Origin of the sequence: Prauserella aidingensis (assembly GCF_024171865.1) — a bacterium.
In the GTDB taxonomy this organism is placed as follows: domain Bacteria; phylum Actinomycetota; class Actinomycetes; order Mycobacteriales; family Pseudonocardiaceae; genus Prauserella; species Prauserella aidingensis.
The window spans coordinates 1-16,088 of sequence record NZ_JAMTCN010000004.1 but is presented as its reverse complement, the minus strand read 5'-3'; the positions used below and the strand labels follow the sequence as shown (position 1 = coordinate 16,088).

10 protein-coding genes are annotated in these 16,088 nt (G+C 71.5%); 7 read left to right on the top strand and 3 right to left on the bottom strand.

The window, feature by feature from the left end; genetic code table 11:
* Positions 1–24 precede the first annotated feature (24 nt).
* A complete protein-coding gene (speD, locus tag LY13_RS05980) occupies positions 25–423 on the bottom strand; it encodes an adenosylmethionine decarboxylase (protein ID WP_253827278.1) in 399 nt (132 codons plus the stop codon).
* Entirely contained in the window at positions 413–1,507 is a 1,095-nt protein-coding gene (locus tag LY13_RS05975) for a type III PLP-dependent enzyme (protein WP_253827277.1), read from the bottom strand. Before LY13_RS05975 ends, speD begins: the two co-directional genes overlap by 11 nt.
* Positions 1,508–2,764: 1,257 nt before the next feature.
* Between LY13_RS05975 and LY13_RS05970 the strand changes: the two genes are divergently transcribed.
* The 6 genes from LY13_RS05970 to LY13_RS05945 all read left to right on the top strand — a co-directional run bounded on the left by LY13_RS05970 (position 2,765) and on the right by LY13_RS05945 (position 12,989).
* On the top strand, positions 2,765–6,979 hold the full coding sequence (locus LY13_RS05970) for a sensor histidine kinase (RefSeq protein WP_253827276.1): 4,215 nt from the start codon (positions 2,765–2,767) through the stop codon (positions 6,977–6,979).
* Positions 6,976–7,428: a roadblock/LC7 domain-containing protein gene (locus LY13_RS05965; RefSeq protein WP_030533451.1), complete on the top strand. Its 453-nt coding sequence runs from the start codon at positions 6,976–6,978 to the stop codon at positions 7,426–7,428. Before LY13_RS05970 ends, LY13_RS05965 begins: the two co-directional genes overlap by 4 nt.
* Positions 7,429–7,490: 62 nt before the next feature.
* Positions 7,491–8,084, top strand: a complete 594-nt coding sequence (locus LY13_RS05960; protein ID WP_443678902.1) for a DUF742 domain-containing protein — start codon at positions 7,491–7,493, stop codon at positions 8,082–8,084.
* Entirely contained in the window at positions 8,065–8,688 is a 624-nt protein-coding gene (locus tag LY13_RS05955; protein WP_253827275.1) for a GTP-binding protein, read from the top strand. Before LY13_RS05960 ends, LY13_RS05955 begins: the two co-directional genes overlap by 20 nt.
* 107 nt (positions 8,689–8,795) lie before the next feature.
* A complete protein-coding gene (gene icmF, locus LY13_RS05950; protein WP_253827274.1) occupies positions 8,796–12,032 on the top strand; it encodes a fused isobutyryl-CoA mutase/GTPase IcmF in 3,237 nt (1,078 codons plus the stop codon).
* 123 nt (positions 12,033–12,155) lie between these two features.
* Positions 12,156–12,989 carry an LLM class F420-dependent oxidoreductase gene (locus tag LY13_RS05945; RefSeq protein WP_253827273.1) on the top strand — a complete coding sequence of 278 codons (834 nt, stop codon included), beginning with the start codon at positions 12,156–12,158 and terminating at the stop codon, positions 12,987–12,989.
* Between the two features lie 83 nt (positions 12,990–13,072).
* Here the strand turns inward: LY13_RS05945 and kstR are convergent, their stop codons facing one another.
* Complete coding sequence (kstR, locus tag LY13_RS05940; RefSeq protein WP_183652840.1) at positions 13,073–13,717, bottom strand: cholesterol catabolism transcriptional regulator KstR; 645 nt, start codon at positions 13,715–13,717, stop codon at positions 13,073–13,075.
* 131 nt (positions 13,718–13,848) lie between these two features.
* Between kstR and LY13_RS05935 the strand changes: the two genes are divergently transcribed.
* Positions 13,849–15,999 (top strand): acyl-CoA dehydrogenase family protein, encoded by a 2,151-nt coding sequence (locus tag LY13_RS05935; RefSeq protein ID WP_301298561.1) that lies wholly within the window; start codon positions 13,849–13,851, stop codon positions 15,997–15,999.
* Positions 16,000–16,088: the final 89 nt, after the last annotated feature.

The window sequence follows — 16,088 nt, the reverse complement described above, 5'->3', positions numbered from 1 at the left end:
ATCGGTGCTGACGGGGGACACGGGTCACCCTCCTGTCATGGTCGTCTGCCGGGCGGGGTCGCCGCGCCGGACGGTGGACATGGTCACGGGCCTGCTGCCCAGGGCGTCGCCGAGCAGGCGGACGGCATGAGCGGGGTCGGCGCGGTCACCGCACGTGAACACGTCCACGAACGCGGCTCCGACCTCCGGATAGGTGTGCACCGAGGCGTGGGACTCGGCGAGCATCGCCAGCACGGTCACGCCCTGCGGCTCGAACCGGTGGGCGATGACGTCGCAGACGGTCGCCCCGGCCTCGGTGAGCGTGTGCGCCAGCGTGCTGCGCAGGAACGTCTCGTCGTCGAGCAACCGTGGATCGACACCGTCGAGCTCGGCGAGCACGTGCGTTCCCGAGAACACACCGACGTCGCTGCGGTCAGTCGGCACCGGTTGGCCTCCCTTCACGAATGCAGTAGGTACGGAGTGGCGGAATGCCGTTGAACGCCACCGACGAGTAACTCGCCGTGTACGCGCCGGCGGCAAGGATGTCGACCCGGTCCCCGGCGCGCAAGGACTCGGGTAGCCGGTACGGCGTGTGCTGATACAGGACGTCGTCGCCGTCGCACGTGGGGCCCGCCAGGATCACCGGACCGTCCGGCCCGCCGCGGCCGTCGACGGGTTCCACGGGGTAGGTGATCGCCTCGTTCTCCGTTTCGGCGAGGCCGTTGTACCGGCCGACGTCGAGGTACAGCCATCGGTGGTCGTCGCCGGGGCTCTTACGGCTGACCAGCACCACCTCGGCGCGGATCAGACCGGCGTCGGCGACGATCGCGCGGCCCGGTTCGACGACCAGTTCCGGCTCGCCGGAGGGGAACCGCGTGCGCAGTGCCGAGGTGATCGCCGCGGCGTAGTCGGCAGGTGCCGGCGCGGTCTCCCGGTAGCTCGTCGCCAGGCCGCCCCCGACGTTGAGCCTGCGCAGGTGCACGCCGCGTTCGGCGGCCGCCGCGAACACGGACGCCGCCGTGGCGACCGCGCCGTCCCAGGCTCCCGGATCGCACTGCTGGGAACCGACGTGCAGGCTGACGCCGACCGGGTCCAGCCCCAGCGCGGTGGCCTCGACGACGAGCTCGGTCGCGACCGTGGGGCTGCAGCCGAACTTGCGGCCGAACGGGGTGGCCGAATCCGGCGCGTCGACGAGGAGGCGCACCGAGACCTGGGCACCCGGGGCCTGCGCGGCGATGGCCCGCAGATCGCCGGACGCCTCGCACGTGTACTCGGTGACACCGGCGGCGTGGGCGTGGGCGATGTCGGCGGGTTTCTTGATCGTGTTGCCGTAGGACAGCTTCTCCCCGTCGGATCCCGCGGCCAGGCACAGGTCGATCTCGGCCGGGCTCGCGACGTCGAACCGGGCGCCCGCGTCGGCCAGTGCGCGGAGGAGCTCGGGGGCGGGGTTGGCCTTCACCGCGTACTGGATCCGGGCCTGGGGAAACGCGGCCGTGAGGGCCCGGTAGCGCGCGACGGCGGTGTCCACGTCGACGACCAGACACGGGGTCGGCGGGTCGTGCTCGCCCAGGAACCGGCGTAGGGCCGGGGGCGGTGTCGGGGGGTGGTCACGGTGGTTCACGAGGCGAGGTTCGCAGGTCCGGACCTCGGCGCGTGTCGCGGGCCGGACCGGTGTGCGACGTGCAACTTGAGCACCCGTCCGGGTGGTGCCCATTCGCCCAGGGTGGACATCGCGCGCCGAATGGCGGCGGTCGGTGAATTTCCGCGACCGAAACCGGCGGTCGATCGGTGATTTCTGTCCGCATTGCGGTGTTGCGGGCGGAACGCCGAGGAATTGTGCACTCGGTCGTATTCCGAACGTCGAAGCCCGCTGGATCGGGTGACACATCTGAGGGTTGACTTCCCGATTTCGATCGCGCTCCGTAGTGGTCGGGCCGAGGTGGCGCAGTCGACCGCCGTGTGGGACGGGCTCCACGGCGGGTCCGGCGGATGGGTGAGGAAGTCTGTCTCCCCTGGGCGGGTGAGAGGGCTGGACCACCGGGTCGAGGGACACCGGCCGGTCGGGTGCATCGGCGGGCGCCACAAGATCGGGGACTCTTCGAACTCGTTGCGTAGTCGCACGAGGTGGAGTGGTGGTCTGTTCGGGCGATCCCTACGGGGTGTCTGAGCCATGTGGGTGAGCCTTGACCGTGATCCCGCTGCCATTTCGGTAACCGCATTCCGGCGCGGTGTTTCCGGTGGCGGGGAAACGGCGCGCCGCCGGGTCGGGTGAATGGCGATTTCCGCTGGTCATGCTCCGGTCGGCGAGATCATTTGGTGACAACCCGATTGGCTGTACGATTTCTGGCGCCCCGACCAAGCGAATTGAGTGCCACGGCACGGATCTGCGGTTTCAACCTGCAGATCGCAACTCGCCGGCCGGTGTCCTGGGGGAGGACGGCCGTGGCCGGGGCGGACGGAAACGACAGCGGCCGTCCCGCCTGCCGGGTGGGTGGCGACAGCGTCGGCGGCGCCTGTCGCGTGCCCGGCCGTGCCGGCCGGGTCGCGGCGCCGCGGTGGTGTCCGGTACATGCCGGACGGTGCCGGCGCCCGTCCCGGAGACGCCGGATACGGAGGAACGACCAGACATGCGGTACAGCGCGCGGTGCACCGCCCGGGCCCTCCCGGGTTCGTCCCGGCACGAGGCCGGAGTCGGCGTGCCGCGCGGTACCGGGCCGGAGATCGTCGTGGCCGTGAGCGAGCCGGAGAGGGAGTCACGTACGTGACCGTTGCAGGAGAAGGCCGAGTGCCTGTGGGACAGCTGCTCGGCGAGGACGCCCCGAAGCCGTCCCCGTGGAAGGCTCTGGCGCGCTGGCGGGACTGGAAACTGCCCGCCAAGCTCGGAGCCGTCACGCTGATTCCCATCGTCATCGCGCTGGTGCTGGGCGGCTTGACGCTCGCGACACAGCTCGACCGTGCGGACCGGTACGACCGGGTGGCGGAGCTGGCGCAGCTCAACTCCGCATCACGCACGCTGCTCGACGCCCTGCAGCGGGAGCGGACCGCCACCGCGGCGGCGCTGACGCGCGGCAACGGGGCCGATTCGGAGCAGCTGAACGCCCTGCGCGACGAGGTCGACCGCGCGGTGGGCCCGGTGCGTGCCGCGCTGGCCACGGAGGGGGCCGACCTCGAAGCGCTGGCCGAACCCCGTGCGGGGCTGAACGAACAACTCGACCGCCTCTCCGCACTGAGGGAACGGGTGAGCACCGGCCAGCTGGGCGCGATCCAGGCAACCCAGTCCTACTCGGTGATCACGTCGGCGCTGCTGACCGTGGACGTCGCCGCGGTGTCCGGGATGGGCGACCGTGCCGTCGGCGGCACACCCACGACGCTGCACGACATCCTCGTCGCCCGCGAGGAGGTGTCGATCCAGCAGGCGCTCGTGGCTCACGGCATCGATCGGGGCGGACTCGCCCCCAGCGAGTTCGACCAGCTCCGCACCTCGGCCGTGCGGCTGGACGACCGGCTCACCGAGTTCCGGAGCACCGCGACCGTCGGCCAGCGCGCCGCTTTCAACGAGACCGTGCGGGGCGAGGCGTTCGACAGCCGCGAACGGATCATGCGCGGACTGCTCGCGGGCCAGGACGGTGACGCGGCCTTCGGCGACATCCGCCCGGCACAGTGGCGCGACGCCTCCGACGGGGTGTTCACCTCCACGGGGCAGTTCTCCGACCGGCTCGGTACCGAGGTGACGACCGACGCCGACGACGCCGCGGGCGGTGCCCACGCGGCCGTGCTGTGGCTGGCGGTGCTGTTCGTGCTGGCACTGGCGTTGGCCGCGGTGGTCGTGTTCGTCATCACCCGGCAGCTGTTGCGCTCGCTGAACGTGCTGCGCACCGCGGCGCTCGATGTGGCGGACCGGGCGCTGCCCGAGGCCGTCCGGTCGATCCAGGACGGTCAGTCGCAGAACCCGGTCGTGCGGCCGGTCCCCGTGTCCACCGACGACGAGATCGGCCAGGTCGCGCGTGCGTTCGACGCCGTGCACAACCAGGCGCTCCGGCTCGCGGTGGAACAGGCGGGCATGCGGGCCGGGTTCGCGGCTGTGTTCGTCAACCTGTCGCGGCGGAGCCAGAGCCTCGTGCAGCGGCAGCTGCAGCTCATCGAACGGCTCGAGCGTGACGAGGAGGACGCCGACCAGCTGGCGACCCTGTTCCAGCTCGACCACCTCGCCACGCGGATGCGCCGCAACAACGAGAACCTGATGGTGCTGTCCGGCGACGAGCCGGGCAGGCGGTCGGGCAGGCCGGTGTCGGCGACCGACGTGCTCCGTGCCGCGGTGTCGGAGATCGAGCAGTACCAGCGGGTCGTGGTGAACACCCCGCCGTCCGCGCGGGTCGTCGGCTACGCCGCGGGCGACCTCGTCCGGCTCGTCGCCGAGCTGCTCGACAACGCGACCGCGTTCTCCGCCCCGGAGACCCGCGTGACGCTCTCGAGCAGGCTGCTCGACGACGGATCGCTGCAGGTCGACATCTCCGACCGCGGCATCGGGATGAACGACGCCGAACTGGAGGAGGCCAACGGTCGGCTGCGCGACGTCGGCCCCGTCGACATCGCCACGTCCCGGCGGATGGGCCTGTTCGTCGTGGGCAGGCTCGCCGAGCGGCACGGCTTCGGCGTCGCGCTGCAGTCCGGCCCGGCCTCGACCGGAGTCACGGCGGTCGTCACGGTCCCGTCCGAGGTCGTCATCGTCGAACAGCACGCACCGACCGAGGTGCTCGCGCAGGCGGGTCCGGCAACCCTGCCGGGGAGCGCCGCGCGGCCCACGGGCGCCCCGGGTGCGGCGGGCGCCACGGCGACCTCCGGCACTGCTGCCTCCGGAACCGCGGCCGTGAACGGCACCGCAGGCGCTGTGAACGGAACGGGCGCCGCGAACGGAACGGGCGCCGTGAACGGCAGTGCCGCGGGGACCGCGCCGGCCGCCGGTGGCGGATCCGCCACCACGAGCAGTGGCCTGCCGCAGCGGCGGGCGTCCGGATCCGCGGCGGCGGGGTCGTTCGCTCCGCTGACGCGTGGCGGCGACGCTCCGTCGGAGACCGAGGTCTCGGGTACGGCCCTGTTCAACCCGGTCACCGGCGGCGACCAGGGGAGCGGCGGCACGAACGGCACCGGTGCGGCCGGCACCGGCGATGGCGACGCGACCGGTTCCACGCCCGCGGGCGGTGGTCGCAACGGCGGATCGGGTGCCGACGGCGGCCTGCCGATCCCGCACCAGGGCGGACCGGCCGACGATCCCGGTACACAGAACGGCGACGCCGCTGCCTCGGAGGGCACGGACAGCGACACCGAGTCCGATGCCCGGAGCGCGAAGCCGGAACTCCCACGGCGCAAGCCGGGTGCGAGCCGCACGTCCCGCGACGGCGCCTCGCGAGCCGACGGTTCCGCCGGTGGTGCTGCGGATGCCGACGGAGCGTCGAACCGCGACGGCGTGTCGAACGGCGACGGTGACGCGAACGCGGCACCCGCGCAGAGCTCGGACCTCGGTGGATCCGCGCTGTTCGCCGTGCCGGACACCGAGGTCACCGACTGGTGGAACGCCGCGACGTCCGCGAAGGAACCACCGGCCCCCGAGCCGACACCGCAGCGGCAGGACGGCTCCGAAGGCACGCCGATCTTCAACGACATGCTGTCGGCCTGGTTCCGCGCCTCCGACGCCGACGAGGATCAGGGCTGGGGTTCGTCGGCCAACCCGCACCGCTCGGCGGCCGGAAACGCAGGCGGAGGCGAACCGGCGGGCTATACGCCGGCGGGCCTGCCCCGGCGGGAGCGGGGCCGGAAACTGATGCCGGGTAGCGCGTCGGACGGCGCCGCGGGCCGGGGCGTGAACGGCGTGTCGCACGAACAGGCTGCACCGGCGAAGCCGCCGCAGCGGGACCCCTCCGACGTGCGTAGCCGGTTGAGCAGCTTCCAGCACGGCGTCAGTCGAGGCAAGCGCCGTCAGAACCCGGAGGACGAGTCCGACGCCACCGCGGTCGCCGGCGGCGCGACGTCCGCGACCCCCGCGACCGGGGTGGCCGGTGCGGCCTCGCCCGATGCGGCTGCCGCTCCGGGCGGGGAGTCGTCGGGCGCCGGCGCGTCAGGCGGCGAGGCTCCGGGCGGCGAGACTGCGCCCGCGGAGACTGCGGGCGTGGAGACTGCGCGGACCGAGTCTCCCGGCGCGGGGCCGTCCGGTACCGCGGAGCCCGAGGCGGCCCCGACATCCGAGGGCAGCCCGGCCCAGGAGACGCCGGCCCAGGAGACCCCGGTACAGGACAGCCCGGCAGCCGAGACCCCGGGGCAGGACAGCCCGGTACAGGGGGCCTCGGCGCGGGACACGGACCGGACGGCGTCTGGTGGCCGCGGCCCCCAGCCCCGCCGTTCCGGTGCCGACGCGCCGACGACCGCGGCAGGCCTGCCGCAGCGGCAGCGGAAACCACGCCCGGCCCCGGCGCCGAGCCCGCAACCACGGGTCAACGGCACGGCGGTGCACGGCTCGTCGCCCGGCGGCGAACGCACCGATGCGGCGGCACCCGCTCCGGAGCAGGCGGCGGCCGACACCGCGACCGCGGAACCGGCGACGACCGGTGACGCGACCGGCGAGACGTCCTCCGCCCCGGCGGGCTCGGGAGTCGCGCAGTCCGCAGCGGCGGAGGCGGGCGTCGCCGAGGCGGCGACTGCCGAGGTGCAGGAGGAGTCGGCGAGCGGTACGTCCGAGTGGATGTTCGCCACCGACGACAGCGGGCAGGTCGGGGAGGCGTCGCCGACCGGTTACACCCCGGCAGGGTTGCCGCGCCGCCAACGCGGTGAGCAGCTCATGCCGGGCAGTGCGACGTCGACGGGACCGGCCGGCGGCCGGCCGCGGCGCGAGCGTGACCCCGCCGACGTGCAGGGCAGGCTCAGCAGTTTCCAGCAGGGAATTCGCCGAGGCCGGCATCGGACCGCTCGGGCGAGCGACAGCAGTGAACAGAAAGTGGAGGGTGAATGACCGCGCCGGATCGGGCTCAGCCCCAACAGAACCAGTTCGGATGGCTGGTGAACGACTTCGCGGAGCGAGTGCCGGGCGTCGCGCATGCCGTCGTCGTGTCGGCGGATGGGCTGTTGCTCACCGCGTCGAACCGGCTGCCACTCGACCGCGCCGACCAGCTCGCCGCCGTCGCCTCCGGGCTGATCAGCCTGACCCAGGGTGCCGCCCGCTGCTTCGAGGCGGGGGCCGTCAACGAGACGGTCGTCGAGATGGAGCTCGGCATCATGGTGCTGATGTCCATCAGTGACGGTTCGTGCCTGGCCGTGCTGGCGGCGCCGAACTGCGACATCGGTCAGGTGGCGTACGAGATGACGCTCCTCGTCGACCGGGTCGGGCAGATCCTGACGCCCGAGCTGCGCGCGCAGCTGCAGGGCGCGGGTGGCCCGCTGGTCGGCGGATCGGTGGGATGACCGTAACGATGAACACGGACTCCGGATTCGGGAGCGGGAACGAGGAGGGCGCGATCGCTGACGTGCTCAACGGCTTCGCGCTCACGTCCGGACTGCGCCGCCGGAAACGCGGCGAGCGTAGGGACGACCCCGACGACGGTCGGGAAGCAACCGGCGAGCAGGAGAGCCGGGAAGCAGCGTCGTCCTCACCGGCCGAACCCACCGACGTGGTGTGGCCGGGTGAGGAGGACCACGACCGGTCATGGACCGGAGAGGAGCAGTTTGTGTCGGCCGAACCCATCCCCGTCGAGCCGGTGGCGCCGCCGCCGGCGGCTGAGGAAACCGGTTTCGTCCGTCCTTACGCCATCACCGGCGGCCGGACGAAAGCGAACTACCCGCTGGAACTCGAGACGTTGATCTCGACCCGCGATGCGGCGGTCCTCCCGGTCCCCGATCAGGTCGAGCATCAGGTCATCATGGAAGAATGCCGGACTCCGCGTTCGGTGGCCGAGATCGCAGCGGTCCTCCAGGTGCCGCTCGGGGTGGCGCGAGTGCTGATCAGCGACGCGGCGGACACGGGGTTGGTGACCGTGCACCGCACCGTGGCGGGCAGCGAGAACGCCGAAGCGCATTTTATGTTGATGGAAAGGGTGTTGAGTGGACTCCGTCGGCTTTAAGGCACCGCGCCAGGCAGCGCCGAAGACGATGACCTCGGCGAAGATCGTCGTGGCAGGCGGATTCGGCGCGGGCAAGACAACGTTCGTCGGTTCGGTGTCCGAGATCGTGCCGTTGACGACCGAGGCGATGATGACGGACGCGAGCACCGGCATCGACGACACGGCGGCGACGCCGAACAAGTCCACCACCACGGTGGCGATGGACTTCGGCCGTGTCTCCCTCGACGAGGACCTGATCCTCTACCTGTTCGGCACGCCCGGCCAGGAGCGTTTCTGGTTCATGTGGGACGACCTGGTGCGCGGCGCGATCGGCGCGGTCGTGCTGGCGGACACCCGGCGCCTCGCCGACTCGTTCGCCCCGATCGACTTCTTCGAGGACAGGGGCCTGCCCTACATCGTCGGTGTGAACACGTTCGACGGCGTGCTGCAGCACGATCTGAACGACGTGCGCGAGGCGCTGTCGATCGACGAGAGTATCCCGCTGGTGCGGTGTGACGCCCGCCAACGGGAGTCGACGAAGCAGACGCTGATCACGATGGTCGAGTACGCCATGCAGCAGTGGCTGGCGGTCCGCGGCGCCGCGACCCCGAACCCGGTCGGGTGACGGGGTCGCCGCCCCGGCGGTAGCTCCTCGCCGATGGAGTCGGGAGAGACCGTCGTCACGGTGGAGGCCGTCTTTGAATTAGTAGGAAGTCCAAGTATTTTGGTGGCATGACCACCGAGCTGCACCAGCCTGTGCACCCCGTCCGGTTCGTCACGGCGGCGAGCCTGTTCGACGGACACGACGCCTCGATCAACATCATGCGGCGCATCCTGCAGGCGCAGGGTGCCGAGGTGATCCATCTCGGGCACAACCGGTCCGTCGACGAGGTCGTGACCGCGGCCATCGCGGAGGACGCACAGGGCGTGGCCATCAGTGCCTACCAGGGCGGCCACGTCGAGTACTTCTCCTACCTGGTCGAACTGCTCCGGGAGCGCGGGGCGGGGCACGTGAAGGTGTTCGGCGGTGGGGGCGGCGTCATCGTCCAGGACGAGATCGACCTGCTGCACTCACGGGGTGTGGCGCGGATCTTTTCCCCGGAGGACGGGCTGGAACTCGGCCTGCCCGGCATGATCAACCACATGATCCGGGAATGCGACGTCGACCTGGCCCGTGAGCAGGCCGGCGACCTGGACCAGCTGCTGGCGGGGGACACACGGACGCTGTCGCGGACGATCTCGCAACTCCAGCAGGGTGTCCTGCCCGACGAGTGGCTCACCGCCGTTCGTGAGGCCGCAGGCACTCGGACGGTGCCCGTGCTCGGTATCACCGGTACCGGCGGTTCCGGCAAGTCGTCGCTCACGGACGAGCTCGTGCGCCGCTTCCGCAACGACCAGGAGGACAAGCTCCGGATCGCGGTGCTGGCCGTCGACCCGACACGGCGCCGCGGTGGCGGTGCGCTGCTCGGTGACCGCATCCGGATGAACTGCCTCGACGGCGACCGCGTGTACTTCCGGTCGATGGCGACCCGCACGACCAGCGGGGAGATCCCGCAGGGGCTCGACGAGGCCGTACTCGCCTGCAAGGCTGCCGGGTTCGACCTGGTCGTCGTCGAGACGCCGGGCATCGGCCAGGGCGACGCGGGCATCATCGACCACGTCGACCACTCGCTGTACGTGATGACACCCGAGTTCGGTGCGGCCTCGCAGCTCGAGAAGATCGACATGCTCGACTTCGCCGACGTCGTGGCGATCAACAAGTTCGAACGCCGCGGTGCGGAGGACGCCCGGCGCGACGTCGCACGGCAGTTGGTGCGCAATCGGGAGGCCTTCGGTTCCGATCCCGAGGACATGCCGGTCTACGGGACGAGTGCGGCGACGTTCAACGACGACGGCGTGACCGCGCTGTACCAGGGGCTGCGCGACATGCTGGCCGACGCCGGACTGTCGGTGTCGGCGGGGACGCTCGCACCGGTCGAGGGCAAGGTCTCGACGCAGACGGCGACGATCATTCCGCAGCACCGCGTCCGGTATCTGGCGGAGATCGCCGAGACCGTGCGCGGCTACCACGCCGAGACCGAACGGCAGGCCGATGCGGTGCGCACCCGGGAGCACCTCGCCGTGGCCAGGGATGCGCTCGCCGCCGACGGCGGGGACGCCGCGGCACTCGACCGGCTCCTCGAACGCGCCGAGTCCGATGTCGACGGCAGGACGACCGAGCTGCTCGGCCGGTGGGAGGGGCTGGCCGAGTCGTACCGCGGCGAGGAGCTCTCGTTCACGGTGCGCGGCAACGAGATCCGCACCGAGCTGTGGCGCGACACGTTGTCCGGCAGCAGGATTCCGCGCGTGGCCCTGCCCCGGTACAAGGACAAGGGCGAGCTCGTGTCGTTCCTGCGGCGCGAGAACCTGCCCGGCTACTTCCCGTACACCGCGGGCGTCTTCCCGTTCAAACGCGACGGTGAGGATCCGGCCCGCATGTTCGCCGGCGAGGGCGACGCGTTCCGGACCAACCGCCGGTTCAAGTACCTGTCGGCCGATTCGGAGGCCAAGCGCCTGTCGACGGCGTTCGACTCGGTGACGCTGTACGGCTTCGACCCGGACACGCGGCCGGACATCTACGGCAAGGTGGGCACCTCGGGCGTCTCGATCGCGACGCTGGACGACATGAAGGCGCTCTACGACGGGTTCGACCTCACCGCGCCGTCGACGTCGGTGTCGATGACCATCAACGGCCCCGCCCCGACGATCCTGGCGTTCTTCCTCAACACGGCGATCGACCAGCGCATCGACGCGTTCCGCTCCGAGCACGGACGGGAGCCGAACGCCGACGAGGCCGCGGAGATTCGCGAGTGGACGCTGCGGCAGGTCCGCGGCACGGTGCAGGCCGACATCCTCAAGGAGGACCAGGGCCAGAACACCTGCATCTTCTCCACGGAGTTCAGCCTCCGGATGATGTCCGACATCCAGGAGTGGTTCATCGAACACGGGGTCCGGAACTTCTACTCGGTGTCCATTTCGGGCTATCACATCGCCGAGGCCGGAGCGAACCCGATCTCGCAGCTGGCCTTCACGCTCGCCAACGGGTTCACCTACGTCGAGTCCTACCTGGCCCGCGGTATGGACATCGACGAGTTCGCGCCGAGCCTGTCGTTCTTCTTCTCCAACGGCATGGACGCCGAGTACTCGGTGCTGGGCCGGGTGGCGCGGCGGATCTGGGCGGTGGCGATGCGCGAGCGCTACGGCGCTGGGGAGCGGTCGCAGAAGCTCAAGTATCACGTCCAGACCTCGGGGCGGTCGCTGCACGCGCAGGAGATGAACTTCAACGACATCCGCACGACGTTGCAGGCACTGTGTGCGCTGTACGACAACGCGAACTCGTTGCACACCAACGCCTACGACGAGGCGATCACGACGCCGTCCGAGAGCTCGGTGCGCCGCGCGATGGCGATCCAGATGATCATCAACAAGGAGTGGGGCCTGTCGAAGAACGAGAACCCGTTGCAGGGCTCGTTCATCATCGACGAGCTGACCGACCTCGTGGAGGAGGCCGTACTCACCGAGTTCGAGCGCATCTCGGAACGCGGGGGCGTGCTCGGCGCGATGGAGACCGGCTACCAGCGCGGCAAGATCCAGGACGAGTCGATCACCTACGAGCGGCTCAAGCACAACGGTGAGCTGCCGATCGTCGGGGTGAACACCTTCCGCAATCCGGACGACGACGAGGCCGGCGGGGAGGTCGAGCTGGCCCGCGCCACGGAGGACGAGAAGCGTTCGCAGCTGCGGAGGCTCGAGGAGTTCCAGACGAGGAACCACGGCGAGGCGCAGGTGCAGCTGGCGCGGCTGCGGGACGCGGCGTCGCGGGGCGAGAACGTGTTCGCCGTGCTCATGGACGCCGCGCGGGTGTGCTCGCTCGGTCAGATCACCGAGGCGTTCTTCGAGGTGGGCGGCCAGTACCGGCGCAACGTCTGAGGCCCGCCCGCGACGGCCGCAGGGCGCCCGACCGTGGGCGGGCGCCCGCGGTCGGGAGGGCGCGATCGTCACGGGCTGTCCGGTCCGGGAATGCACGCCGCTGCCGGCGGGTTGGTCGTGGATATGAAGTTCGGTGTTTCGACGTTCGTGACCGATGAGGGAGTCCGTCCGGGGCCGTTGGGTGCGGCGCTGGAGCAGCGGGGCCTGAGCTCGCTGTTCCTCGCCGAGCACTCCCACATCCCGGCCAGCAGGGAGACGCCGTATCCCGACGGTGGTGACCTGCCGCGCAAGTACTACCGCACGCTCGACCCGTTCGTGGCGCTGACAGCTGCCGCCGCGGCGACGCGGGAGTTGACCGTGGGCACCGGGATCGCGTTGCTGCCGCAGCGTGACCTGATCCACACCGCGAACGAGTCGGCGAGTCTGGACCTGGTGTCCGGCGGCCGGTTCGTCCTCGGTGTCGGGGTCGGGTGGAACCGCGAGGAGATGCGCAACCACGGGGTGGACCCGGCGACGCGCGGCGCGCTGATGAACGAGCAGCTGGAGGCGTTGCGGCGACTGTGGACGGAGGAGCAGGCCGAGTTCCACGGCAGGTTCGTGGACTTCGACCCCGTGTACGCGTGGCCGAAGGCCGCCGCGACGCCGCACCCGCCGATCTACGTGGGCGGGGAGAGCCCGGCGGCACTGCGCCGGACCGTCGCCTTCGGTGACGGCTGGTTGCCGCGGCCGCACACCACACCGGACCAGATCCGGCAGGCGCAGGCGTGGTTCGCCGACCACGGCAAGCCGGACGTGCCGATGGCGATCTTCGGGGCGCCCGCCGACGAGAAGACCATCGCGGGGTGGGCCGAGGCCGGGGTCGACCACGTGACGTTCATGCTCGAGACCGCGCCGGAGTCCGACACGTTGCGGGAACTCGACGAGTTCGCCGCGTTCGCCGAGCGCTACGCGGGCTGACGCCACCGCGCACACGACACACGCGTGCCCCGGGCCCGGCGAAGGGTCCGGGGCACGCGCGGGCGGGTGTGTCGCCGGGATGCTCAGTCGAGGAGCAGGTGGACGGACAGTTCGAGGCGTTTGGCGACGTCGGCGGCGGAGGCGCGGCGGGTGACCCAGGCGACGAGGTTGGCCATCCAGACGTCGGCGATCACGTGGAAGACGTCGCGGTCGTGGTCGGTGGGCTCGTCGATGCCCATCGCCTTGGCGAACATGTTCTCCATCATGGCGCCGACCTGTTCGACCTCGGCCGCGGCGGTGGTGTCGGCGAACATGAACGCCCGCACCATCGCCTCGGTGAGGTGCGGATCGCGCTGCATCATCCGGGTGTTGCGGCCCAGGACCACGAGCAGTCGCTCGGTGGACGTCTCGCCCGGGATGCTGCCCCGGTCGAGCTTCTCCTGTGCGCGTTCGAACTCGCGCGCGAGACCGGACACGAGCAGATGGATCTTGGAAGGGAAGTAGCGGTAGAGGGTGCCGAGGGCGACGTCGGCGCGTTCGGCGACGGTGCGCATCTGCACGGCGTCGTAGCCGCCCTTCGCCGCGAGGGCGAGGGTCGCGTCGAGGATGCGCTTGCGCCGGTCGCGCTGGGCTGCCGTCCCGGGTTCGTCCCCGCCCATCGGGCCGAGAGCGGTGGAGCTCCGGGACGCCGTCTTCGACGAGGCCGGCGCCTTGGGCTTGCTTGCCATCGGCATCTCTCCTGGTTGAAGAACCTGTTCCAGTCCTGAGTGGCAGTCTACCCAACTTCTGCTGAAAGCGATCCTCGGGTTACACCCGGTTAAGTGAAACATGTTCTACAATCGGCGTCGTGGGTATCGCGATGACGGACGAGCAACGAGCACTGGCCGACGCCGTGAGCGCCGCGGCGCGCTCCGCCGACCCGGCACCGGCGATCGCCGGGATCGGCCTGCCTGCGATCGCACTGCCGGAGGTGCTGGGCGGTGCGGGTGGCGGCGTCACGGACCTGGTCACCGGGGTCGCGGCCGGAGCGGGTGAACTGGCGGACGTCGGCTTCGGCACGATCCTGGCCGGGCTGGCGTGGTCACGACGGCCGGAGGCGGTCGTGACCAAGGAACACGCGCCGATGGTGGCCGCGGGCTCGGCGCGGGCCGCCGTGGTAATCGACGCGGGGGAGCTCGTCGCCCGCCCGGACCGGGACGGGGGCTTCGTCGTCGACGGGACCACGCCGGTGTTGCCCGACGGGCCGGAGGCCGACGTGCTGCTGCTCGCCGCCCGGACCGGTGCCGACGCCACGGGCGGGTCCGTCGCGAGTGCGAGCGCCACGGACACGGTGTGGTTCGCGGTCGACGCCGGACGGACGGGGCGGACCGAGCACGAGGCCTTCGACCCGAGTCGCCGGGTCGCGACGGCGCGACTCGACGGGGTGGCCGTGCCGGCCACGGACGTGCTCGGCCGCGTCGCGGTACCGGAACTGGCGGCGACCCTGGCGGCCGCGGAGGCTGCCGGGGTCGCGGAGTGGTGCGTGCGGACCGCGAGCGAGTACGCACGGGTGCGCGAACAGTTCGGCGGTCCGATCGGCGCGTTCCAGGCGGTGCAGCACCTGTGTGCGGAGATGCTGTGCCGGTCGGAGACGGCGGCCGCGCTGGCGTGGGACGCCGCGCGGGCCGCCGACACGGCCGACGGCGACCAGTTCGCCGTGGCCGCGGCGGTCGCGGCGGCGGGCGCACTCGATGCCGCGGTCGACACCGCGAAGGACTGCATCCAGGTGCTCGGCGGAATCGGCTTCACGTGGGAACACGACGCGCACCGGTATCTGCGCCGCGCGGTGTCGCTGCGTCAGCTGCTCGGCGGCAGCGAGCCGTGGCGCCGCAGGGCGGGCGAGCTGACCCGGGTCGGCATGCGGCGTGGCGTCGAGGTCGACGTCGACGCCCACGCCGGTGGAGATCTGGCGGTGACGCGCCACGCGGCGGCTGCGGTCGCGGCCGAGGTGGCCGGCCTGGACGAGCGCGCCGCCCGGGTGCGGCTGGCCGAGAGCGGTCACCTCGCACCGCACTGGCCGCGGCCGTACGGTCTCGACGCCACGCCCGCCGAGCAGGTGGCGATCGACGCCGAGTTCGGCCGTGCCGGCGTGACGCGGCCCGATCTGGTGGTCGGCGCGTGGGCGCTGCCGACGATCCTGGAGCACGGCTCCGAGGAGCAGCGTGAGCGGTTCGTCCTGCCGACGTTGCGCGGCGACGTGACGTGGTGCCAGCTGTTCAGCGAGCCCGGCGCCGGGTCGGATCTCGCGTCCCTGCGCACCTCGGCGGAGCGGACCGACCGCGACGGCGTCCCCGGATGGCGGCTGACCGGGCAGAAGGTCTGGACCTCACTCGCACACGAGGCGGACCGGGCCATCTGCCTGGCCCGCACGGACCCGGACGCCCCGAAACACCGGGGCATCACGTACTTCCTCGTCGACATGCGCTCGCCCGGCATCGAGGTACGGCCGCTGCGTGAGATCACCGGGGAGGTCCGGTTCAACGAGGTGTTCCTCGACGGCGTGTTCGTGCCGGATGCCGACGTCGTGGGGGAGGTGAACGGCGGGTGGGCGCTCGCGCGCACGACGCTGGCCAACGAGCGGGTTGCACTCGGCGGCGGGTCGGCGGTCGGCGAGGCGGTGGAGCAGCTCCTGGCCGCGGAACCGGACATCGACGCACAGCGGCTCGGAGGTCTCGTCGTCGGCGGATCGGCCGTGTCGGTGCTCGGTGTCCGCGACACGGTGCGCAGGCTCGGCGGTGGTCAGTCGGGCGCCGAGTCGAGCGTGCAGAAGCTGCTCGGCGTGCGGCACCGGCAGGAGGTCGCCGAGACGGCCCTGGACGTCCTCGGGTCGCGGGGTGTCGTGGCCGACGAGGAGACGGGGTCCGCGCAGCACGAGTTCCTGCTGTCCCGGTGCCTGAGTATCGCGGGCGGGACCACGCAGGTGCTGCTCACCGTGGTGGCGCAGCGGTTGCTGGGTCTCCCTCGCCGCTAGCTGTGCTGTTCGGGCACGTTGGTGACGGTTCGGCACGCGGTGGATGATCTTGATATGGGTGAGGGCCTCCGGGTTCGGTGTGGATCACC